The sequence below is a fragment of the Microbulbifer epialgicus genome, assembly GCF_041447265.1.
Lineage (GTDB): Bacteria > Pseudomonadota > Gammaproteobacteria > Pseudomonadales > Cellvibrionaceae > Microbulbifer > Microbulbifer epialgicus.
The window spans coordinates 15,532-38,669 of record NZ_JBGMEK010000001.1; the positions used below are offsets into that span (position 1 = coordinate 15,532).

Consider the following 23,138-nt stretch of genomic DNA (forward strand, 5'->3'; position numbering starts at 1 on the left):
GAATGGACATGAAGATCTTAGAAATTGATGGTACCGAGAACCCGCTTCGCTGGATTGGTTCAGAGTCTGAACAGCTCCAGTTTGAACAGGCAATTTTTTTAAAAGCGGCTTCGATGAGTTCAGATTACAGAGGTGGGGAATGGAGGTATCTCGGCTTCTTGAATAGAGCAGAGAGTAATGTATTTATGGCTCCTCGTACTGACGTTCAGTTTTATATCAAAGATGAGCAATTCTTGAGGTTTAACATGTGCGCGGAGTCCTTTGGGTTAGAGGCCACCATCCGGGCGATGGAAGGCTTTGCCCGGCAAAGGAAATTTAACTTCCTTAATTCACGAATTAAGAGTCTTAGAGGTATTCAGAGGGTTTTAGGTAAAAGAGGAAATGTCTTCGGCGGTGGTTTCAATAATGCCTGTGGTTAAAGCTACTGCCCTCGATGCTCTGTATGGACTCTTTCTTAGAGAAGGGCGCTTTGATTATTCAGACGAATTAATTTGTCAAAATCAGATAGAGAAGTTCTTGACTGCGAGAGATATTAAATACTTTCGGGAGCATAGCCTTAGTGGCGCCGAGGTAACAGATTTCTATTTCCCAAACTCGAAGCTGGTATTAGAGGTTAAGGCTGGAAAGAACTGGAGTAAACGCCGAGTTTATCGCCAGGTGGAGCGATATTGCGCCCACCCTGATGTTGAGGGGCTTCTACTCGCTACAGGTAAGGTCCAGGGTTTACCCGAAGCGATTAACGGATGCCCAGTTCGAATTTATCAAATGGGGTTAGGCTTTCTATGACTTCACGCACCTATGGCAATCTATTTTTTTCATCGGAAAGTGGGCATTGGATTATCGATAAACTCGAACCTCACGTCGCTCTTCGGTTTAAGCAACTTTTCCCTCGTGTGCCTAAACATTCCTCTGGGCCATTTAATCTTAATGCGAATGTTGATACCGCTGCTGACCTTCAATGGTTTTTAAAGCGATACCCTCTGTGTGTCAGAGGTGATGATGCGGACCTTCTAGAAGGCCACGCTTCGGCTTTTTATGCGGAGCAAGCTGAGGCTGAACGCATACTCCTCCCTGAATGGGAACCTACTATAAGGCCTGGGTTATTACCTGGTGAGAGGCATCGTAATTACCAACTACAGGCATTGGATTTCATAGACAGAGTAAGGCAGTTACTCTTAGTTGATGATATTGGACTCGGCAAGACATACGAAGGACTCGGTGTTGCCTTGCTCACTAATGCTTTACCACAGATTATTGTGGTGGAGCCTCATAACCAAATTCAATGGATACAGAAAGCTTCTTCTTTTATAAATTTGAGAGTGCATGCTGCTAAGGGAACTAGGCCTTATGATTTACCTAATGCGGATATTTATATTTTTAAGTATACGCAGTTGGCAGGCTGGGTTGATGTACTTACAACTGGTTGGCTTCAATCCATTGTTTTTGATGAAATTCAGAACTTAAGAAATGGAGCATCTTCGGCGAAAGGTCAGGCAGCTTCTGAAATTATCCAGACGATAGATATTCGTGTCGGGCTTTCTGCTACACCTTTATATAATTTCGGAATTGAGATTTTCAACATCATTGATTGTTTCATTAAGCCTGGTTTGCTTGGATCACGCCAGGACTTCCTTCGCGAATGGTGTACGGATTCTGATGGAAGAAGAGGAATTGTTCAGGACCCGGACGCGCTCGGAACCTATCTTAGAGAATCTCTGGTGTTTTTAAGAAGAACTAAGGCTGATGTAGGCCAAGAGGCTAAACAAGTTGCACCTCATATTGAATGGGTTGAAGCCGATCAAGACGGGGTTAAGGAAAGTGAAGAGCTTGCTGAACAACTGGCGATCAGAACTCTCAATAGCGGATTTGCAGAAGCAGGCCGGGCAGCAAGGGAGTTTGATCTACGTCTTCGCGAGTTGACCGGTATTGCAAAAGCTAAGGCGACTGCAGGTTATGTCAGAATGTTAATTGAAACGGGCACCCCTGTTTTATTATTTGGATGGCACAGAGAGGTCTACCGTATTTGGGCCAAAGAGCTGGCGGACTTGAACCCGCTATTTTATACCGGTACTGAATCGCCCACTCAGAAGGAGAAAGCAAAGAAGGATTTCATCGAGGGTAAATCTGACCTTTTGATCATGAGTTTAAGATCCGGTGCCGGGGCTGATGGAATACAGCATCGCTGTTCAACAGCTGTTTTTGGGGAGTTTGATTGGTCACCAGAAATTCATAAACAGTGTATTGGTCGTCTTGATCGTGATGGACAACTGTATGAGGTTTTTGCGTTTTATGTTGCAACTAATTTTGGTTCCGACCCACACCTCATTGACGTCCTTGGTCTAAAGGCAGGTCAGAGTCGAGGTATTAAAGATCCAGGAATGAAGGAGAAAGTGTATCAAGCGGATGTTAACCGTATTAAGAATCTCGCCCGTGATTATTTGAAATTAAGAGGTTGTGCTCTGCCGGATGTAGACGCTTTATCGAATGCTTCGAATGATGGAATGGAGTTGCCAGCTAAAGACCAACTGGCTTTAATTTGACTCGTCTTGCCTTGCCCTGCCCTGCCTTGTTTCAGATACCGTCCTGGGGCACAGACAATTTATCAATGATATCTAGGTTCCCTGTCCTGGTTCTCGGAAACCCGGGGACAGGAATATACAGAAAGTGTCTGATGAATCGGTATGTAGAAATTATCAACCCACTTAAGATTTAATATTCTAATGCGCTGAAATGACCGAGGCTTTGGGTGCTATAAGTCTGCGGTATCACAGGTTGTATAAAGGTGAGGGTCTATCACAATAAAAACTTCCTCGTCGGATGGATCATAGAGCCACGTTTTTATTACGGTGAACTCAGCTAGTTTCTTTTCTCCGAGCATCATTATTTTATTCGTTGATTGACGCCTCAGCCATTTCAAGATTTCATCCTTGGATCTCAGGCCGCTAGTAGCCTCTAAAATTTCCGTGATTGCTACCCACCTGGTGTCATAAGCACTCAATTTTAGGATGGTCACTTTATCGGTATCAGATAGTTTTTGGCATGTCTTAGCGTTGTCTAGGGCTGACCCCGATATTTTTTTAATCATTTTATATAACTCAAGCAGAAGTCATCAGCTTGTAGGTACCTTTCTGAAGTGTTAAACCAGTTTAACGATTCCTATTCGATGTCCAGATTTGGATGAGAGTGAATATGCGAGATTTCGATATACTGGGGATTCGGGATAGCATGATTCAACTCATCATTCGAGAGAGTTACAGTAAAACCTATTACTGAAAATAGAGCTATAGATGGCTATACAGGTAGAGCTAGTTTTGTCGTTTTCCATTAGCCTTATCATTTGTAAACCCATCATTAAGACCTAGTGCCCTTACCGAATTCACTTTGAGGGATACTACAGGCTCCCCTCCCTTTTCCCTTCCTTGCCCCGTAATAAAAACACCGTGGATGTTCTTGGAATTCCAACCGTTAAACTGGTTTAACAGCTGATTAGTGCGTTTTTCAGCACGACGCTCCGGTTGCTATCCTCCTCTGCTCTGTAAAGCTCAAATATTTGTGCGGTTTTCGTCATGTATCTTCTATCACATATAATCTGAAAACCAGGTACTTTTGTTTCTGCGCAGAAACATACCCCTCTGTCCGACACAGCCCTAGGGTACCTTTTTACACCTTCAAAGTTAGCGTGGAGACGGCTGCAACCCCGATGGCTACTAGCTTTCCTGTAAAACTAAGTAATATATGTTTCTGCGCAGAAACATATTTTGAAAATGAGGAGCAAGGTGTTTTTCGTGCCTAACACACCAAGCTTGGCTACTAGATAGAGCCCCTTTTTTCTTGAACTAATTGATTTAACTCACTTTTTGTTTCCGCATACCTATCAATGGGACAGGCACTGTAAATCTGTGTTTCCGCGCAGAAACATTTTTGCTTGGAGAAGTTAGGCATAGAGGATATTATCCTTGAATGCTGTTTCTGCGCAGAAACAAAAGGAGAGTATACGAATGAGCCTAATAGCACCTACACCCCAAAGAGGTACCGGCCCCAGAAGGGAGAACCAACACTATGATATGGTTCGTCCTGCCCCCTACCTGTCTAAGGTTCAGGTTGATAGTCTGACTTACGACCGTCTTTTGGAACTGACAAAAGAGTTGATGGCACCAGCGGGAGAGATTATCGCCAGGCCATACAGGGATCACTATGAGGTGATTTTTGGTGTGGAGTACTTAAGGGCTTATCAGGAAATCTTACCAAGGGGGCAAGCTCTCCTAACCATCTACTCGTATTCAGATCAAGAGGCGGTAAAGTTTGCTATAGATCGTGCAACAACCCACTTCAATTTAACGCCAATACAGATAGCGGAAACATATAAAGACGTACTGAAACATTTTGGTTGGCGTAATGCTGAATTGGCAAGAGCTCTAAATTTACAAAGATCTACAATTTCAAACCGCTTGAAGTTGACTGAGTTAGTGGATCAAGTACGGCAGTATTTACAGACGGGGCAGCTCCTACATGAGCATGGCAAGATGCTTTGCCGGTTACCCCCCAAGGAACAGATTCGTTATGCAAAATTAGCAGTTCAACATAACTGGGATACGAGGGATTTATATAAAAGAATTCATCCCGACTGGAAGCCGAAGGGTGGTGTAGGTGTAGGCGAGGCCCAAATAGACAAAGGTGCGGATCATCTTCGCCTGGAAACTATGATGGGAGATATTCTCGGGTCCCCTTTTGCCATCGATGTTGATAAACGAAAGGGTTACAAAGGAAAAGTAGGGGTTAAATTTTTTAGTCTTGCGGAGCTTTCTGGACTGATTGAGAAAATTGGAGCTAGTACCTCTGATGAAAACCGGTGGAAAGGTTCAATTCAACTGACTATCGACGGTCACGACCATCTCAACCATATCCTTTCTGATTTATCTCCTAAAAAGGACTTTGATTGAGAGTGAACTGGTGTTGCGCTGAAGCCTAGGGTTTGGAAGTTGAAACTTTTAACTGTGTGATGGGGGTGGCGCAGACCGTTAAGCCCGTTTAATCATCATTATGATACCCTTCGGACCTTTCTGCTTTGGCCGTCCTTATTTACTGACCCTTCGGCCAAGCATGAAGTAGTCCCCTCCCCCATATCCTTGCCTTTGTCACTTCCAAATTGAGTTATAGTCACTACCTAACCTAATTACGCTACATGCATGCTCTAGCTTTAAGCACTAATCTTTTTGACGGCGATCACAACGCCGCGCAACGTCGTTCGGTCATAGTCATGGTCACTACCATTGTCTCTATCCAGTATTCCCGCAGTCCTTTCATTGTTGGTGTTAAACCAGCTTAACACTTAGTGTTCACCCAAGCTCAGAACGGTCACTACTTAAGCCTATCTAGTGGAGGCTCCTGGTTACCTAAAGTGCCTAGAGGATCGCACCTAAGACATTTTAGGTGCTAGCGGGATATGGAATGGACAGTGCGTCCCGGGCCAGGGGATTAAATAAGAAAGTGGAAAGTGATGAGGTACTTATCGGTCGCTGATACAAGCCGTGCCCTGAGTGAGATTTGATCACTCCGTATAACAACCAAGTAACGAACTAGCACCTGGATAAACCTAAAGTGGATCTTGGAAAGTCGAGAGTGGTAGTAACGGCCCCACAAAAGTGACCAAAGGTTATATCGCGGTTATAGAACCCACCTTAAATATTGGGGGTGGGGGCGCTTTGTTAAACTGGTTTAACACTGCTTCAATGCCAAATTTGAATGCTGCCGTTAAACTGGTTTAACAGGGCTTAGTGATATATCTAGGGTGTCGAATGCATAGTTAACTGTTAAGTTGGTTTAACGCTTGTAAAAGAATAGCCGTGTCCTAGTAAGTAGGGTTCGTTAAATTGGTTTAACACTCTCTAGAATCGAACGCAAAGAACGCAAAACCTGCATCCCTCGTACTCTAACTCCTCCCATTGATTCCGTAGTGAAGACCCGTTCACCCCCACATCACTCGCCCTTAGGGCTGTGAAATATAAAGAAAACTGAATCAGACAATGTAAAGAAGATAATTTCCCGCAAAATTTACAAGTCCAAATCTGGGGGTACGTTACTATCTGAAACCAAGTAAGGGATACAAAGATGAATAACCAAGTCAATATGCTCCAAAAACAAGGTTGGAAATCCTTAGCCGAAAAGGAAGCACACGAAGCATTTCTAGATTGCAGGCCGGGACGCAGAAAAGAATTTGAGTTGGTAGCCGATCAACTGGCTAATAATGAAACTTGCGATGATGAAGAACTGAAAGAGTTTTTCCTGGAGAATGGTGTGGATGAAAGTACCGCCGCACAGGCTATAGGGTTGCGAAGTAAATTTCTTGAAAACCCTTTATCCGAATTGTGTTACAGAGAGGGGAAATTGGCTGTTAGATATCATCGTTTATCTGATAGTTAAGATTGGGACATGCCCAATCTTAACTCATACGCGATTTTGCTATAGAGATAACTGAGAGTTAGCCGGGCTAGGATTCATTAGCTTGGCTACTATCTATTTCTTTTTCCTGCGAAGACTCTGCTTGAACTTGCCCTTTAAAAATGAGACCAGTTAGGAAGTCGCGGCCGAAATAAACTGCAGCACCTAAACCGATAATCGATAATATAGGCAGAGCAAGGAAAGTAGAAGCGGAGAAGCCGAACAATAAAAAGCCCATTAGCGCTGTGAAAAAAATAGAGCATACAGCTACTAATGAAAGCAGTACTATTGCACGGGACAAGGACTTAGTAACCGTTTTATCCCCCCAACTAATAGTTACTTCACCCGATAAATTTTTAAACATACTTTAGTCCTTTTAAGGTTAACGAATAGATAGCCAAATAAAGCAGCAACCATGCTATGCAGCTGTATATTGAAAAAACAGAAAAAACTGGACTTTTCGATAGTTTGCTTTTCATCACGCCTTTAGCCGGCCAGTTGAATACCAATTAGATTCATAATTAAGTGGCCAAGTCAGATTCCTTCCGATTTGCGATTAAGAGAAAATTCGATACGTTTATTTCTTCTGGCGGGAAATCGCCGTACCTTTGTAGGGGGATAAACAATGACTAAATATCTACAACACACATATACCAAAGTGGCAGACCATCGCGGGAAAAAAAGGATTTGGCTACAAGGCCTGAGACTTGAACTAGCAGGCTTTGTGAAAGGCGCTACCTACCGTACCGATTACGATATTGAACGAGGACTTATTGAACTAACACTAGATGAAGAAGGTAATCGTAGGGTTTCTGGAAAGAAAAAAGGTGAGGGTTTCCAGTCAGTTGTCGATATCTGTAATGCAGATGTTATAGATGTTACACAAGGCAAAGAGCTCGTGCGGGTAGATTTTGCAGTAGGGTTTGTACGTATATCTGTACACCACTTGGTAAATAAAAAAACAGAGCGTGAACAAAGGTTTGTACAAAACCTAAATGCAGGGAAGCTTACAGAAGGAACACTATGTTCTGGTATCGGAGTGGCTACAGCTGCAATTCATGAAGGCTTAAGAGAGCAGGGAATAAAATCATCCGTAAGCTGGATAGTTGATAGAGAAAGAAAATATCTCCAGGTTGCTAGTGACAATAATAACGCGATTGATAACAACACGACTATCTTCGAGGCGACCCTTGAGGAACTAGAGCCTGAACTATTATCACCGGTTGATATCCTCCAGGTTTCATTGCCTTGTACCTTACATTCAAAATCAGGAAAAGCTAAAAACAAAAGACAGGTAACTGAGGATCACGCTGATGCCACCAGTATTTTTGGTTTTATAAGAGCGCTCGATAAAGCTAACCCAAGCGTAATCGCCTTGGAGAATATCGTAGAAGCGACATTTTCAGCCACCTATGCACTAATCGAAGGCATGCTTGAGGTGCTTGGGTACAGAGTGTACAAAAACCAACTGGCTCTAGATTCGGAGCAGGCTGGTTCATTTGAACAACGCACTAGAGACTGGTGCATTGCTGTATCTGCCGGGCTGCCAGAACTAGATACAAGCAAAATCCCAGCATTTAAGCGTCGCTACCAAATATTAGGAGACCTTAAAGAGCATGTCGCTGACGATGACCCAGCGTGGTCAGACAATGCTTCTTTGAAAACTAAAGCGGTTAGGGATAAACAAAAGGGTAATAACTTCCAGCGTCATCTAGTTGATGATGATTCAACCTTTGTTAAGTGCATAGGCAGGTACTATTCCAAACGTCGATCGACGGAAAGTATGATTGTAAGGGAGGATGGCAAAGAGCGCTTGTTAACCCCGACAGAACACTGCCGGGCAAAAGGAATTCCTGAGTCATTCATCCAAGGAGTATCAGCTACCACAGCTCATGAAGGGTTAGGTCAATCAATTTTATGGGGCCATGGTCGCGGGGTAGGGCAGCTGATCGCTAGAGATATATGTCGGCCTCTACTGTCTAAATTGACTCCGCTCCCTGATGTGACTGATATGTACACATTGGTCAATGAGTCTGCGCGCCAAATGAGTTTACTGTAGCAAGATATTAACGCCTCTGCCCCGCATCGATAATTGATCAGCGGGGCAGTTTTAAGGGTTCTGTAGTAATTGAAAAGTATTTGGTGTAAACGCTATTCGATTTGTTTTGGTTTAGTGGTGTTAAAGCCAGCTAGAAACCATGAAAGCAAGGTTGGGTCTCTGGATGGCAATTAAAAAGTATTTAGAAGCAGGACTGGAATGGATTTCTGGCAAGTCCAGAATAACAGTCGTCTTTAACGGGAACTTCATCATCATCAGGGTCTACCCTGACTACCCGTCTGATCAACATGAAGTCTCTCTATTTTTGAAAATTTACGAACATGAGAAAAGTGTCAAGGTTGTTGATCTAGTAGGTAATGGGTACGGCTCGGGTTTACAGGAAGGTGGATATGGAGCTCTGATTTTTAATCTGGGTCTTCAAGCAATCTACTCCTTCTTTGAAGTTAAATATGGCTCTGATGAAGCAACTAGTATCCGAGTGCATGGATATTTATCTTCCGTTGGGGACCCGATAAATGAGCCAGAAAAATCACAATGCAAGGAGCGAAGAAAAGGATTTTGGAGTGGCTTTGGTTTTGAGCTGAAAGAACTTAGCAAAAGTACAATTCAAATGACCGCGTGCCTAAAGGAGTTAAAGTTAAGACGTGGTACGCCTACAATTAATGGCACCCCCAGAGTAATTAATCTTGATAATTTTTGGCCCCAGGAAAAGCGGCCCAGCATCTTAAGTGAAGACATAGATGCCCTTAAAGAAATTGACTTAACCAAGTTCAGTCTCACCTCTTGTCCAAAGGAGGTAGATGTAGAATCTGCCTGGAGAGGGTTACTAAAGTGGTCAAAAGTAGTTCGATATACAATATGGTTAGGTTTTTGTACTTTGATTGGCTATCTCTCTTTCCTTACTCCCAATACAATAGATTCGCTCATATTTTTAGCCTGCGGTACTTTCTGCGGGTATCTTGTCGCAGTCTATTTAGAGAATCGATTGTGGCGTTATCTCCCATCTTATAAAAGACATCAAGTCCTTCAAGATAAGAGGTGTAAGAAGATTGCCGAAGTTAAAGAATCTATTCAGTACCTTGAAAGGTCAAATAATGGATTTCTATGGCGTCTTAAGGTGGCAATTCCACCAGAGGAACGTAATAGGTTTGATGTATTTGAAGAAATGATTAATGCATCGAACAAGCAATATTTTTCCTCGGTTTCAGAATATTATGTAGAGTATGAATACTACCTAAGTAAAGCTCAGAAAAATGTGAACTCGGATGAGCGACGCTTAGAGAAAATCTAGCCCAATAAGATACATTTCCAACTAAGTTGCAGATTGTTATCACACGGATACGTTGGTCTCTCCAACTAATGACCGTAGGTGAATACATGTACTGCAGACACTATGACCTGCCCATAGATGATGACTACGAGTTTGTCTATCAAGCTCATCGACGTGAAACAAAAACTGAGCGATATACACCCACGTTTCAAGTTGATTCTCACAGGACAAAGATTTTCCCCGTTCGAACTTCAGTAGAAGTAGCCGTGACGGACCTTTTGAGTAAAGGCCTGGACGGTCAGGTGATACGTTCAGTCAAAACGGCAAATATCGGAAGTGGTGACGAAAAAATTCCAAAAATTCCAGCTGGTTGTGCTGCTAGGGTTTGGATCGATACAAGTGAAACTACTGCAGATATCAACCATAAAACAAAAGAAGAACATGAAAAAGATGGGTTTATTGTAAGTGAGTTATATAGGGGGCCCTTTCCACTGTTAGATTGCTACAAAATAATTTCTGAGCTTAAAGATCAAATTCCCGACCTGGGGGTGATCAAACTTGGCCCAGCATATAACGTGGCTGAAATAATAAAATTTGAGGAAACAAGCACGGTACATATAGACAACGGGTATTTATGTATACGATTAAGCCGTAAAACGTTAGAGGAAAAAATTGATGATTGGCACAACGGTCCAGGTGATACTGAATTGCATGAACACCTCATTATGCCATTCAATGCATATTCATATTATGCCCGCCACCCTGGGAACTGTATTTTTTTAGAAGAAAATACTGGGAGCTGAACGTATGTCACTTAGACTCACTGAAGCCCAAGTTCTTGACCACCAAAAGCGGATCGCGAGAGGTAGAACAAAAAACATAGGTTCAACCGATGCTGCAACGCATGGCTACAACCTTCAGCAGCATACAGTCAATGCATTAGAGCTCGGCACAAGACGTTGCCCGAGCTCGCCCCTTATCGTAACACTTAATCTCGGCTTGAAGGCTCTAGTAGCGGATGATGGAAACCCAAAGCCTTATGAGCGTATTGAACAAGCCATAACCCTCTTGTGGCTGGAATGTATTGTACCCGAGGCCTATACAATGACCACTGCAATCCCTTTAGGCGGATATCGTCCGGCTGGGGTAGGGGGACAAATGAGAGGGGAGGGAGCAAAGCATGGGTTTCCTGATCTTCTCATGGATAAAGTAAATCAGGACTACCATGGTTTACGGATTGAAATGAAAAAGTTTTGCCCAAATGCAAAACCATCAACAGAACAGCATGATTGGCTTACTAGGTTATCAAAAGAAGGTTACCGAGCTGTTCTCTGCCGTGGACATCAAGCAGCGATTAAAGTATTCAGTGAATACTTAGAGTTAAACACCCCCATACAAAAAGTCGATCTTCCCGAGTGGGCTATCGTTAACTATTAATCTTGGAACGTGACTGAGTATATCTTGAGTAGGAGATATACTTAGTTCCGTTAAACCAGTTTAACGTATCGGGAACTTGCTATCGCAAGCTCCCTTTATTAAGTGGGTTAACCCTACCCATACGATTCTAGCAAGATCGAATAATCCCATAGTGCTGCTACGTTACAAAACGTATTCGAAATGTAAGCGATTAAACAGCGAGATATAAATATGGGTTGGCTTTTTGGCTGGGATAGTAAAAAAGATCTGATACAACATTTAGAAACAAATGGTTTTTACTCGCCAGGGTATAAGTTATTAAGGAATAGTCTTGTTGGGAATAATCACTGGAGTTTGTTAGAGAGGCCAGATGGGACAGTAACAATTTCTTTGGAACTGATTTCAGTGTCGGAAGGTAAATGGGGTTATAAAGATTTATGCGAAGATATGGGGCCGACGCATGTTAACTGTCCAATCACCTTTATAAATCTGGCATCTCCTTCTCAATCAAAATATGCAAAGGAATGGCGTGAGCGAGTACATTCCTATCATGAACACAAGAGAAACAGGCCTAAATATGCCAATGGGCAAATATGGAATATCTATGGTAAGGAATATAGGTTAGATAAGAAGGCAGAAAAAAGAAAAGGTTGGGTTGGAACTCTAATAGAAACAGGACAACTTTTTAGGATACCGTTTCGACACTTGGCAAGCGGAGAGTTAATTTCTTAGCAGTAAATCGGTGCTCAAACAGCTCAAAACGATTAAAAAACTAGCACTAGATAAATACACGTTGAAGGAAAAAATGGAAATAGAAGTTACAAACTGCCGCACTTTGAGAATAAACGCGCCGGAATGGTACCAGGCCCCAGATTTCCTAAGGTGGCTAAATAATCAGGATCAAGAAAGTAATCCACTTATGACATGGCATAGAAAAGGAGCCGCTCCTACAGAATGGTCCGACATTATTGTATTTGTTGACCCAAGTATGAGTGGGGAAGGTTCAGACCAAAATGTGATGCCTAAAGTGTATTGGGATTTTATTATAGAGAAATGTCGCTTGGTATTCACCAAACAGACAGCACCAGAATTATTTTCTATGCAGACAAATCCCCACATCATTGTGAGAATCACAAATTTACAAGAATAGTATCGTCCACTAGCAATATATGGGCCGTTAAGGAATGTTTATTCCTTTCCATGAGCTAGGATCGTTCCTTAGGCCCAATATCTCTAATGCCTAAAGGCATTTATGTCTCTAAAACCTATCTAAACAATACGAAATGTATGTTGGTATTCTCTGCCTCTTGCATTTTTGTGAGGTCATTATGTCAAAGCAAATTCTCCCTCATGAATTAGCAGAAATAGTCACAGGACTTTTAGTGAAGCCTCAGGTACTCGGTGAATTAGAATCTACTCAAAAACACCAAGCATTTTTTCTTGATATTGGTTACGTTGTTGCCAAACATTGTGGTGGTTCGGTGAACTGGGTTCATGACACTGATACGAAAGAAAACTATCTCTCCGATGAATATAGCTCTCCACTATTAAGTATTAGACCAAACGAGTGCCTTCCCAGCCTATGCAGCAATATTTGGTCTTACTATGACCCCCAAGGATGGGAAGATGAATATCTTGATTCTGAAGAAGCTGAAACAATGGAGCAGCTATCAACAGAATCTATTTCTTTAATCAGGAGCGAATTACAGGGGTTACTTTGTAATTTTCAAGTGACAGAAGAAAAAGATTGCCAAGAAGAGAACTATAAAGTGGTTGCTATAAGTACCGGCCATTTGTCGATAGAAGATCGTGATACCTTGATTGAGGCTGGAAATAACGGAGATCAAATGGTGATGCAACGGGACTCAGGATTTTTCCTGAAGCTCTTTGAGGACGAGACTCTAAATAGAGGACGATTTGGTAACAGCGAAACAATGGAGAATATAATTCAGTGGGCTTACAAAGCCAATTATCGAATGATAGAACTCGATAGCTGTGCGGAAGCGGTGCCGCACTTTCCAATATTTGACTGGTAGAGTGAAAAAGGGAAAACCCTAGTCAGCTATTATCTAAATAACCGCTGTGAAGGTATTTATCGTATACCTGGTTTACAGTAGGAACTTTGACATTTCCACGATTCAAGCAGCCTAGATCATTCACTGATACGTTACATCTGTCTTCGGAAATCACAAGGTAGATTAGCAATGCAAGAAATTAACATAATCCCAAACGATGAATCTGTATCTGTGGCTTCGTTGGAAAGAGAAGCTATCAATATGTTGGAAAGTGTTTTAGCTAATTATGAATTGGAATCAGATGTATATTTATTTGAAAGTGCGCATGGGCATATCGCTAAATTCAAGTGTAAAGAAGGTTGCTATATTAAGCGTAATGAAAATAGTCCTCGAAGGCTAACCAAGGAGGACGCTGAATTCTTTCTTACGTTACCAGGCCTACGTTGGTTCAATTATTGTGAGGGATTCATCGAAGTTGGTTTTGATGAAGAAGCCTATAAAACAGTATCCAGCAAAGAAAGAGATAAATTCTTCCATGCAGGTGTAAATCTATTTGCCCACACACAAGCAATTCAACTGCCTTTAGCTGGGAAAAACGCTGAGTGAATATCATCGCTAATACAGTGTGCCCCTATGAGTGGTATTTTTAGGGGCTAGAAACTTGTAGACTTAAAAATAATTATGTAAAGGAAAGTTATTTATTGTGATGCATCCTGAATCTAAAAAAGAAAGTTCTTTAAAGAGTAGAGCGGAAGCCATCTTTGAATCGCTTGGTTCCGATAGAGGATTTAAGGCACTCGAAGACTACCACGACAGGTTGATTTCCATAGAAGAACTAGATGTGAACCTAACAAGAATAGAGGCGGAAGAAAAGGACACCTCCCAAAGGCGCAACCTTCGATTTGACAATTACATCAGGGTAGCGGCTAATGATGTATCTTCCCTACGTCGCGTCGACGTTTACCGCGTTATGGACTTGTCTTGCAGTAGAACTGGAATGGCAAAGTATTTAAAAAGACATAGGCCGGATCTGAATGATGAAGTTGATGAAGTACATGAAGAATTAACGGGTTTCAAACTGAAGTGACTTATAGACGGCATATCTGCCGTCTCCCCTACATGCACCATGCGTGCACGATACAATATATTCCTACTTTTCGAAACATTTTACTTTTATCCGCCCACCTTAGCTTCTATTTTTTGTTTACCGAAAAACACAACTCCTAATTAAGAAGTACTAAACACAGATTACTTTGCGTAAAAAAGAAAATACTTTTTGTTAGGTCTTGTAGATCAATTTAAGGTGCATTTATGAATCCGAATCCTGGGACACTAACCGGCGAAAAAGAAACAAAGGTTGCAAATCATGCGCCAGAAGCACTATGGAAAATATGTGACCTAAGCAACATGACAATGGCGCTAAAGTTTGTTACTAGTTTAAATGAATCACTTTGTGCGTATTCACAAACACAGGAACATGTTTTCGGTGAGTATACTATAGAGCCAGTAAAACAGGACTCGGTATCCCTCGTCGTAGTGCCAAAACCCCTAAGCCTTGAACGATTCAGCCAGGTTCCAAAACATGCTATTAGTCCAACAGGTATACGTATATATCCAGGTTGGTACTTCGATAAGAGAGTCCCTTATTTAATAACTGTACCTGTAAACAACGGCAAGGAGACAGTAAGAAGTAAGCCACTGCTTCCAGGGAAAGCATTTTCACTTTCTGATAAACATCCAGCGACTGAAAAAAACAAACGCTTTTTGCCCGTGTTACTAAAAAGTGAACTTAGGGAATTCAATCAACGTGAACCCTATGTCCACTTACATAGATTAATGGTAGATAAGATAGAGATGTTATCTTCTTTCGATCGAGGTCGACTTTCAGCTTTAATTCTAGAGCGTCGTAGTAATCTCTATCATCATGAGTCGAGCTTGACTCAGAAAGGCTGATAGCTATCGCTATCCTGACAAATTTAGAAACTAAGCCTTGGGAGTAATTAAGCGAACCAAATAGAGGGTATCGTGAAAAAGTATAATCCAAAATCCACTGAAATATCCCCTTCCGGGGAGCGAGACAATCATGTTGGTTCAAGGGAAGCTGGAATAGGGATAAAGTACGGCATTCATGAGTATTTCAAACGGAGAATGTTGCGTAGTTCCTTATCTAGTGAAACTTATATACGATCTAAACCAACCATCTCAAATAGCACAATAAATTCCTCTACAGCATCACTTGTTTAAACCATATAGCATCACATTTGGTGGTGCGTAAGATTTCCTCAATAGATGCAGCATTATTCTAGCCTGATACGTTGCTCCCATAATTAACTAGGAGCAACGTGTTATGGCATTTAGCTTATTCAAAACCATAGAACAAGATCTTCTGATCAATACTGACGATAAAACGATCTCAGTAATTCCAGAATTGGCAACGAAAGATTATGCCAAAGTTAAATCCATATTAAACCGTCTTGGAGGTGTCTGGAGAAAAAGCCAGCAAGTTTTTGAATTTAAAAAATGTCCTAAAGCCTTAATTGATCGAGTTCTTACGCTAGGATCTCGCCAGATTAACAAATTTCAATTCTATCCAACACCTGCTGAAGTATTTCAGTACATCACTGAATACACACCTTTGAGCTACATTGGCGCTTCTGGAAAGACTATCCGCGTATTAGAGCCCTCGGCAGGTGAGGGTAGTCTCGTTCGCCAGCTGATGGATTTCGGAAGGCAAGAGGAACGGGATTTTGTTATAGACGGTTATGATATAGACCCATTAAACGTCATTTTTTGCCAGGAAGCTGGATTAAATATTTCTCAAGCAGATTTTCTTAATACTGAACCTAAAGCAGATTACGACCTAGTATTGATGAATCCTCCATTTAGCGGTGATGTATTTATTAAGCATCTCCGTCATGCTCAGAGATACTTGAAGTCAGATGGAATCTTGATTTCTGTAGTACCTACTGAGTGGATTTTAGATCATAAAAGTAGGAAAAATCGATCTTGGTTATTTGAGCAGGCACAGCTGGATAGCATTGAGGATATGAACCCTGGTAACTTTTTTGAGCCAGGTACCTTCAAAGGTGTAAGTATATCAACCACTGTAATTTGCCTACGCTCTGAAGAGGCAGCAAAGAAAACTTTGAATAGTGATGAATTTAAAGTATCAGCGGTAGAGACGTTCGACGCTTGGATAAGCAACTGTGGTGCAATGGAAGAACACTCAAATAAGTTGATTGCGGATATCGAACAGCGACCCAGTGAAATTATTGATAGTGTCGGTGCATTAGTTAGCAATATCTTAAAAGTTCGGGATTCCGACACCATACACTTATATGACAGATTTGAAGCCGACTATATAAATTTACTGGTAGAGAAGTGGTTCCCAGATCACGCTAAAGTACTCAAACCCTCCTCCGATCCTCAACAATTGGACCTGATATCACTGTTTGATAGTGGTCGAGCAGCATAACCACAGCCTTGCTGTATATATACAGCAACCTCACCCCCAAAGTCTGGTTATCAAAAGGTTCGAACCCTAATATACGGCATGTCGTCTTCACGATGAATTGGAGACGACTTTCTAAGGGATGAGAGCCCTACAACCAACTAAAGATCTAAATGGTGTCAAAGATGACTACTTTCTTTTTAGCTTACTCCGCCCTGGTACTGTCACCATTTGCATTTTGGCTAATCAAGCCGATCCAAGCTACTGAAGCTTAATTTCTAGTGTGTCACTAGAAGAAATGAAGCAAATAACTATATCTCTAACCAGTTTGAACTAAACATTCAGTTGGAAATGGCAGCCAAGTTCCATTTCCACTAAAGATGCAGACCGAGTCATTTTCAGTACGTTTAAAACATAAAGTTAACGAACTGGAGAAAATAATGACTACTTTCTATTTAGCATATTGTGCCTTAGTCCTATCCCCATTTATCTTTTGGCTAATACCTACTAAATCTTCCATTCCAGGCAGGTAACAACCCAAATAAGGCCCTCCGAGTAGGGCCAACTCTTCTTTGACAATGCAGAAAGTGTTCTAAATCACAATAAGTTATAAAGGTTTAAAGTATGAATTACCAAGCTAAGGTACAACAGAACTTATTACACCTTGGTACTCCCTCTAAGGACTGGGAAGCACTACCAATTCTTGGAATGGAAGATGTGCAAATCGATGGCAGTAAATCTAAGAAAATGCCCCGATTCTCTTTTCCAGCGGGTTATAAAACAGCTCCATCACTGTATACAGGCAAATGCTGTAATTTATGTGGGACAAACATCAAAAATGTTTACTGGATTAAGAATGATAAACGCCGTTGGACTATGCCTGTAGGTAGTGAATGTGTAAGTCACTTTGGATCTGGCGATTCCGGTCATAACATTGTGCAAAAAACTATCTGGGAAAGAGATAGCGAGCTTCTAATAAGCCTGATTGAACTACGTAGAGATCTTTGGGGAAGATATAGCAAACGCAAATTAATCGGTCCTGGTAGATACGAAAGTAAAATTTACCCTCATACAATTCAAGAAAAAAGGGCGGGTGACCTACATAAAAAAATCAATAATTGTCTTGGTAGGATGACTAGCGAAAGTGGTAAAGCTGCTACTACTCGTTGGGCAAATAAATACCGAGAACAAGCGGAGCTATTAATGAAAGAGAGTCTGAGCATGATGAAGGGACGGGAGACACAAATTGATATATAAGGTGGGACTTAACTGAAGGAAAATTAGGGCAATATAGCCCTACTGTAAATAGTGAGGGTTTGAGAATGATTTCAATCACCAAAAAATCTTTGAGAGAACTAGCAAATAATGACTGGGATCAGACACTGATTACTATAAATTTTAGAAAAATAGATTACCTAAGTCGAGTTGCTGAAACTGCAATTAACTTTCCTAACTTTAGCTATTTAGTGAAGCCCTGTTGGGAGCTTAAACAGCAGGTAGCATTCTGGATATACTGCTCAGCATTAGCCTTTCAATTTTGGGAGTTAGATATAGACGGAGGGCTAAAGAAGTACTGCTATGGAAATATGACCGGATCTACAGCTATGTTTCGATGTCTCCGTGATAATTGGATCGACGGAGAGCTACCGTTGTCAGACGTATCTTATGTGCTTTCAAATTCGCCAAATAGCAATATGCGAATAGAGATTGCTATCGAACTATCGTCAGAGAAGAAAAAACTCTATGAAATCGCTGAAATTCTTATAGCTAGAGCTACACGTGGCCAAGTGAGTGTTTCAGATGCATCTTTGCTGGTGGATGCGTTTCCAAAATCCTTTTCAGATCCCTACCTTAAAAAGGCCCAGCTGGCACTTACGGCCATAGCTAGCCTTGTATATGAATCAATGGGGGTGCCTGTAAACTGCGATCTTACAGCTCTAGCAGACTACCAGGTGCCGCGAGTTCTACGTGCATTAGGAATAATTGAATATTCACCAAAACTAGCCACTCTAGTTGACAATCAAATAGAGCTTGAAGTTAATGGTTGTTTAGAGCGAGCAATTCGAGCTGCTACTATCGTATCAGTCGAAAATATTGCCAATAGATTTAATCGCCCAGAAGTCATTATTGATAATATCCTCTGGCAAAGCCAAGATCTAGCGAAATCAACAAAATTCCATCTAACTCAGACTACTTTCTATTAGATGGCAGAGTTGACTAGACGATCTAGGTTTGTCTGAAAGGGAAGTGATAGTAGCTTCTAGCCTGTTTGACCACTTTGATATTTTAAGTACTTTTATTCCATCGAAAACACAGGTGGGAACTAATTTTGAAAAAACAAATTCTTAGCAACTTGAAAAAAAATAGAGTTTTAGACAGCCACAGAGCCATGGTTGACGGATACTCTACGCCCCTGGCTGGTTGCAATTCCACAATTTGTCAAAGAGATTGTTTGCGGAAAGATCCACAGTTGGCGTGTAGAGAAATATGGAATCCTGAAAAATGCACTGTTTTTATACCAGTAATTAGTCATTAGAAATGTTTATCATTTAGTGGGTCATGGGTTCATATTTCCTGTGAATTTGTAGCGATAAGTAAATCGGGTACATTGAAGGCATGTGGTAAGCCACGGTACTGACTAACAGGAGATCCCAATGACACAAAATAACACTTTGAAACAGTTGCAAACTCGTGATGACTGGCGTGAAATCTTAAACTCACACCATACAGACCGTCTGTATGTGTTAGGTACAAATATTAGCGTTTCCTGTTCTGATTTTTCGACACTAAGGCTTGGCGATTACACAAATGCTTTCATGCGCGGAAAAGTGTGTGTCGATTATGCTTTTTATGCTTCCGGCCCAGAACAACTTTTTGATTTTCTAGAGAAGTATAATTTTGATCCTCAAATTATATTGAGTGCCTGCAATAAGGTAGAGTTTGAAAACCCGTATTCTCAAGTTCCTTTTGAAGGACTAAGACTAGCCAAATCAGAAAAAAAAGGTGTAAATACTTTTTCCCCTCTTCTATTGGATAGATTAAAACCTCTAAAAGTAATACCCAAAAAATGGATAAATAGTCATGTGGTGCGTTTACTAGCTAATGGACAGTTCGAGGACCTACGCATCACAACCCGTCTAACAGATGATTATGCTTTTGATGCTGCGTATAACTTCGGAGCCGGTAGTGTTGACACTAACTCGATGATTAAGAAGTTGGTCGAAAGTCCCAGTGGTTGGTGGTTTAGTGGTACCACAGAAGATGGTGGGGAGTTAGGTATAAATTGCCATCACTTTGACTATAGAAGTTGTACCGTTCGGCTAAATGCCCCCGCGCCTTAATTGTCTGTAGAGCCTTCGATTACGGAGGCTCTAGCTCTTTGATCTTATAACCATTAGCTCAGAAAAAACCGCATGATCACCGAAAAACACATAGTGACTACTTTCCATCAAGTATTAAAAAGAGTTGCAGAAGTAGTACCACTTGAAAGATGGACGCTAACACCAAAGGGGGTAGACTTTACAACAGAAAAAACAAAGTATGGTTTGGCTACGCCACAAGGGCAAGTACTCATCAACCGGGCTTTTATTGGCACTGAGGCTTACACCAAATTAGAATTCACATTGGCCCATGAACTCGCCCACCTAGCGGTGGGCTTGCATCACCACCACGACCGATATTTTCGAGAAATGGAGCGAGCTTTTGGTGTAGACCTGGAGCGCGACCTGTCAGATGAAATTAGCCAAGTTATGCGACAAATTGGTTTTAAGTACACATTGTTGGCGCATCTAAAGAATGGTGATGTTTTTGAACTTGGAGGAGTACACCGAAAATCCAAAGCTTACACTGAATACCCTAAAAGTGGCCGTTATACAAAGAGTATAGAAGGGGTCGGTGTAATTCGATTCGAATACCTAGCCAATACTACCTAAACCTCCGTGCAACCCCGGTCTATCGTCCGGGGTTGATTCACACCTCAAAATACTTTTCAAACTCTACATACTGAGGGCTACGTTCCTTATGGCATCGAGTGTCCGTGTGTTCAAATATTGCTCAGCTAGCTACCCAAGAGGATGGAGTTCACAAAAACCTCTTGTACCGATTTGATTAGGATGGCTGTAACCTGGCTTCGGTCGCTATCGCGACCTAAAACGGACGGCTATCGCCGCCGTAAAGGCAGCTAGATGCCGACTTTCCCTACATTTCTCACTTTTTCAGTAGCTTCGATGAGACCACGGGCCCCAGAATCATTTCATGAAGTGGGTAAAAGGGCTGCGTTTCCACCTGATTTGAATCTTGGCTTAGGGCGGGTACGTTCACCCTAGATCTTAAAAACTATCTCAAGTAAGGAGAGAATGGATATGGGTATCCCAAATAGCTTGCGTGCGATGCACGGCGCACATAAAGGAAAGATGACAAAGGGCAACATGTTCTTTGCGGAGCTTGATCTCCTGAAGGAAGAGGAAGGCTTCAATATAGGTCGAGATTATGAAGATCCTGATGTGATTCAGCATATTCGTAATCTGGCTGATGCCTATAAGGCTGGAGAAACGCTGCCCCCACTCACTGTCCAAGTGAGGGATGGTGAAATCTATGTCCGTGAAGGTCATTGCCGGCGTCGAGGAGCCCTGTTAGCTCGATCTGAGGGAGCAGAAATCTCACGTCTTCCCCTTATCGAGTCAAAGGGTGATGATATTGACCAGACAATGATACTACTAACGAGTCATGACGGTCTGAAACTTAAGCCCGTTGGGCGTGCGAAAATCTATGCCAAGCTCATTAATATGGGCCTAACTGAGGAAGAGGTGGCAAAGCGCAATAAGAAAACCGTCGCCCATGTTCAGCAGTACCTTCAAGTTCACAATATGCCTTTGAAGATGAAGGATCTAATTAATAAAGAGGTCGTTTCTTGGAGCATGGCGCTGGATCTGTATAAAGAGTATGGAACCAAAGCAGTTGATATTTTGGAGGCTCAAATTCAAGATGATGATGAAGTTAAGCCTTCTGCTAAGAGTGAAGATGGCCAAGGGACAGCGACTAACCAGGACGTTCCAGGGACTGTAAAGGCTAAGCCCAAGCGCATCACTCGAAAGGCTATTGATGAAGCAACGGGCTTCCGTTCCAGATTGACTGGGGGAGTAGTTAAAAACGTAACCAATCAACTTGGATCAATAGTGAAGAGTTTGGATGCTGCTGAAGATGAAGGCGATCACATTGTGATGCGTATAAGCAAGGAGGAAGCCGAGTCCATACGCAGTTTGCATAAAACTATCCTTCCTGGAAGTAAGAGCAGCGGAAAGACAAAGCACCAGGATAAAAGTGAAACTACTGACGTCGATGCGGCTCAAGCTTTGGCGCAAGCCGAGGAGAAGTTGAAAGACGAAGGCTGCGATTTCTCAGATAGAGACAAGTGTATTGAAGTACTTCAACAGAAACCTCTAATTGCTGCTTATGAAGCTAAGTATATAGGTGAAGGTGCTGTAGCTTAGTTGGGCAACCAGTGATTAGTCTCTTTTTAGCGCTTGGTTATATCGTTAAGTTGATAAAACATCTAAGTGATTTGACTCATATTGTTAGGAATAACGACCAAGCGCTTAATATGAATCCTTGTATATAAGACCATAGAGTATTGATTTATTGGTGTTTACTGTTCAGGTATCTTACTGGTGAGGTAGGACATGGCTATAACGAATACTTTATTAAAAGCAGGTGTAGCAGTTTTCATATCTACTCTGCTTTTACCAATTATTGCTTTCTCTAAAAGCAGTAAAGATATTGATTTTTCTCCTCTGGATAGAAAACTTTTCATCTTCCCTGTGTGTAATGTTAAAAATCTTGGGAAAACAACAAGTGTTTTGCTGTCTAGTGACTTGGTACAAAGCTCTTACCTCGATGAGCTTGGGGCAATCCCTGATGGTGCCTACACCATATTAAAGTGTCTTCCAATATTGCCGGAATCTAATGCAGACAGACAGAAGTATTCATGGGTGATAACCCGGGCTGGCGATGGCCTCGGAATGACATGGAATTGGCATGAGGGAATTCCCTAGTAAATCTATATCAGATTAAATCGTAATTTTTCTAGAAGTATCAACAGGCGGTACCAATAAATTAAATCTCACTAAAGGAGAAATACAATGGGTGTTTCACATGCTCCACGCATCAAAAGATTTGCCGTAAATCACGGATGTATTAACTACTTGAATGATGGTGGTCGACGAAATTTTAAAAAATCCTTCCATAAACATAATGAAGCCATGGAGTACGCTCAAGAACTCGGTAAGAAATATCAAAGCGGTTGGATTCAGATTGAAGATCGAGCGAAAGAAACTTACGAAGAATACAACGTAACAGTTTATGGCGACTTGAAAATTCGAGAACCAAGCTGTGAGTCAAGACAAGAGAAAATTGCGTAGTAAAGTTCTTTGTCACTTATAAAGCCCGCATACTGCGGGCTTTAGCTGTAAAGGAGAGGGAGAAAGAGTCCAA

The 23,138-nt window shown here is 41.7% G+C and carries 25 protein-coding genes; 23 read left to right on the forward strand and 2 right to left on the reverse strand.

The features are described 5' to 3' along the window. Positions 1 to 8: 8 nt before the first annotated feature. The 4 genes from ACCI49_RS00100 (at position 9) to ACCI49_RS00115 (ending at position 4,940) form a co-directional block, all read left to right on the forward strand. Positions 9 to 419 carry a hypothetical protein gene (locus ACCI49_RS00100; protein WP_371836923.1) on the forward strand — a complete coding sequence of 137 codons (411 nt, stop codon included), beginning with the start codon at positions 9 to 11 and terminating at the stop codon, positions 417 to 419. Then, positions 406 to 786: a hypothetical protein gene (locus ACCI49_RS00105; RefSeq protein WP_371836924.1), complete on the forward strand. Its 381-nt coding sequence runs from the start codon at positions 406 to 408 to the stop codon at positions 784 to 786. Before ACCI49_RS00100 ends, ACCI49_RS00105 begins: the two co-directional genes overlap by 14 nt. After that, positions 783 to 2,540, forward strand: a complete 1,758-nt coding sequence (locus ACCI49_RS00110) for an SNF2-related protein (RefSeq protein WP_371836925.1) — start codon at positions 783 to 785, stop codon at positions 2,538 to 2,540. Before ACCI49_RS00105 ends, ACCI49_RS00110 begins: the two co-directional genes overlap by 4 nt. A gap of 1,524 nt (positions 2,541 to 4,064) precedes the next feature. Then, positions 4,065 to 4,940 (forward strand): ParB/RepB/Spo0J family partition protein, encoded by an 876-nt coding sequence (locus ACCI49_RS00115; RefSeq protein ID WP_371836926.1) that lies wholly within the window; start codon positions 4,065 to 4,067, stop codon positions 4,938 to 4,940. Positions 4,941 to 5,197: 257 nt separating this feature from the next. Here the strand turns inward: ACCI49_RS00115 and ACCI49_RS00120 are convergent, their stop codons facing one another. Further along, positions 5,198 to 5,329, reverse strand: a complete 132-nt coding sequence (locus ACCI49_RS00120) for a hypothetical protein (RefSeq protein WP_371836927.1) — start codon at positions 5,327 to 5,329, stop codon at positions 5,198 to 5,200. A 779-nt stretch (positions 5,330 to 6,108) separates the two neighbouring features. On the opposite strand from ACCI49_RS00120, the gene ACCI49_RS00125 reads away from it, so the two are divergent. After that, the gene (locus ACCI49_RS00125; protein WP_371836928.1) at positions 6,109 to 6,420 is read left to right on the forward strand and encodes a hypothetical protein; all 312 of its coding nucleotides are present in this window, start codon (positions 6,109 to 6,111) and stop codon (positions 6,418 to 6,420) included. A gap of 67 nt (positions 6,421 to 6,487) precedes the next feature. Here ACCI49_RS00125 and ACCI49_RS00130 read toward each other — a convergent pair whose 3' ends face one another. Beyond that, a complete protein-coding gene (locus ACCI49_RS00130; RefSeq protein WP_371836929.1) occupies positions 6,488 to 6,802 on the reverse strand; it encodes a hypothetical protein in 315 nt (104 codons plus the stop codon). A 261-nt stretch (positions 6,803 to 7,063) separates the two neighbouring features. Between ACCI49_RS00130 and ACCI49_RS00135 the strand changes: the two genes are divergently transcribed. The 18 genes from ACCI49_RS00135 (at position 7,064) to ACCI49_RS00220 (ending at position 23,065) form a co-directional block, all read left to right on the forward strand. Then, positions 7,064 to 8,497 (forward strand): DNA cytosine methyltransferase, encoded by a 1,434-nt coding sequence (locus ACCI49_RS00135; protein ID WP_371836930.1) that lies wholly within the window; start codon positions 7,064 to 7,066, stop codon positions 8,495 to 8,497. A gap of 139 nt (positions 8,498 to 8,636) precedes the next feature. After that, the gene (locus ACCI49_RS00140; RefSeq protein ID WP_371836931.1) at positions 8,637 to 9,788 is read left to right on the forward strand and encodes a hypothetical protein; all 1,152 of its coding nucleotides are present in this window, start codon (positions 8,637 to 8,639) and stop codon (positions 9,786 to 9,788) included. An 86-nt stretch (positions 9,789 to 9,874) separates the two neighbouring features. Further along, positions 9,875 to 10,570, forward strand: a complete 696-nt coding sequence (locus ACCI49_RS00145) for a hypothetical protein (protein WP_371836932.1) — start codon at positions 9,875 to 9,877, stop codon at positions 10,568 to 10,570. Positions 10,571 to 10,574: 4 nt separating this feature from the next. Next, complete coding sequence (locus ACCI49_RS00150) at positions 10,575 to 11,204, forward strand: VRR-NUC domain-containing protein (RefSeq protein WP_371836933.1); 630 nt, start codon at positions 10,575 to 10,577, stop codon at positions 11,202 to 11,204. A gap of 210 nt (positions 11,205 to 11,414) precedes the next feature. Beyond that, positions 11,415 to 11,915 carry a hypothetical protein gene (locus ACCI49_RS00155; RefSeq protein ID WP_371836934.1) on the forward strand — a complete coding sequence of 167 codons (501 nt, stop codon included), beginning with the start codon at positions 11,415 to 11,417 and terminating at the stop codon, positions 11,913 to 11,915. Between the two features lie 10 nt (positions 11,916 to 11,925). Then, complete coding sequence (locus ACCI49_RS00160) at positions 11,926 to 12,333, forward strand: hypothetical protein (protein ID WP_371836935.1); 408 nt, start codon at positions 11,926 to 11,928, stop codon at positions 12,331 to 12,333. 178 nt (positions 12,334 to 12,511) lie between these two features. Next, positions 12,512 to 13,219 (forward strand): DUF5983 family protein, encoded by a 708-nt coding sequence (locus ACCI49_RS00165; RefSeq protein ID WP_371836936.1) that lies wholly within the window; start codon positions 12,512 to 12,514, stop codon positions 13,217 to 13,219. Positions 13,220 to 13,387: 168 nt separating this feature from the next. After that, a complete protein-coding gene (locus ACCI49_RS00170) occupies positions 13,388 to 13,804 on the forward strand; it encodes a hypothetical protein (RefSeq protein WP_371836937.1) in 417 nt (138 codons plus the stop codon). Between the two features lie 97 nt (positions 13,805 to 13,901). Beyond that, a complete protein-coding gene (locus tag ACCI49_RS00175; RefSeq protein ID WP_371836938.1) occupies positions 13,902 to 14,285 on the forward strand; it encodes a hypothetical protein in 384 nt (127 codons plus the stop codon). Between the two features lie 224 nt (positions 14,286 to 14,509). Beyond that, positions 14,510 to 15,151, forward strand: coding sequence for a hypothetical protein (locus ACCI49_RS00180; RefSeq protein WP_371836939.1), 642 nt, complete (start codon positions 14,510 to 14,512; stop codon positions 15,149 to 15,151). A gap of 394 nt (positions 15,152 to 15,545) precedes the next feature. Beyond that, positions 15,546 to 16,673: a DNA methyltransferase family protein gene (locus ACCI49_RS00185; protein WP_371836940.1), complete on the forward strand. Its 1,128-nt coding sequence runs from the start codon at positions 15,546 to 15,548 to the stop codon at positions 16,671 to 16,673. Between the two features lie 600 nt (positions 16,674 to 17,273). After that, positions 17,274 to 17,906, forward strand: a complete 633-nt coding sequence (locus tag ACCI49_RS00190) for a hypothetical protein (protein WP_371836941.1) — start codon at positions 17,274 to 17,276, stop codon at positions 17,904 to 17,906. Between the two features lie 65 nt (positions 17,907 to 17,971). Next, on the forward strand, positions 17,972 to 18,853 hold the full coding sequence (locus tag ACCI49_RS00195) for a queuosine salvage family protein (protein WP_371836942.1): 882 nt from the start codon (positions 17,972 to 17,974) through the stop codon (positions 18,851 to 18,853). A gap of 450 nt (positions 18,854 to 19,303) precedes the next feature. Continuing rightward, positions 19,304 to 19,990: a hypothetical protein gene (locus tag ACCI49_RS00200; RefSeq protein WP_371836943.1), complete on the forward strand. Its 687-nt coding sequence runs from the start codon at positions 19,304 to 19,306 to the stop codon at positions 19,988 to 19,990. A gap of 72 nt (positions 19,991 to 20,062) precedes the next feature. Beyond that, positions 20,063 to 20,581, forward strand: a complete 519-nt coding sequence (locus ACCI49_RS00205; RefSeq protein WP_371836944.1) for a YgjP-like metallopeptidase domain-containing protein — start codon at positions 20,063 to 20,065, stop codon at positions 20,579 to 20,581. Positions 20,582 to 21,010: 429 nt separating this feature from the next. Then, a complete protein-coding gene (locus ACCI49_RS00210; protein WP_371836945.1) occupies positions 21,011 to 22,138 on the forward strand; it encodes a ParB-like helix-turn-helix domain-containing protein in 1,128 nt (375 codons plus the stop codon). Between the two features lie 189 nt (positions 22,139 to 22,327). Then, complete coding sequence (locus tag ACCI49_RS00215) at positions 22,328 to 22,699, forward strand: hypothetical protein (RefSeq protein WP_371836946.1); 372 nt, start codon at positions 22,328 to 22,330, stop codon at positions 22,697 to 22,699. 87 nt (positions 22,700 to 22,786) lie between these two features. Next, positions 22,787 to 23,065, forward strand: a complete 279-nt coding sequence (locus ACCI49_RS00220) for a hypothetical protein (protein WP_371836947.1) — start codon at positions 22,787 to 22,789, stop codon at positions 23,063 to 23,065. Positions 23,066 to 23,138: the final 73 nt, after the last annotated feature.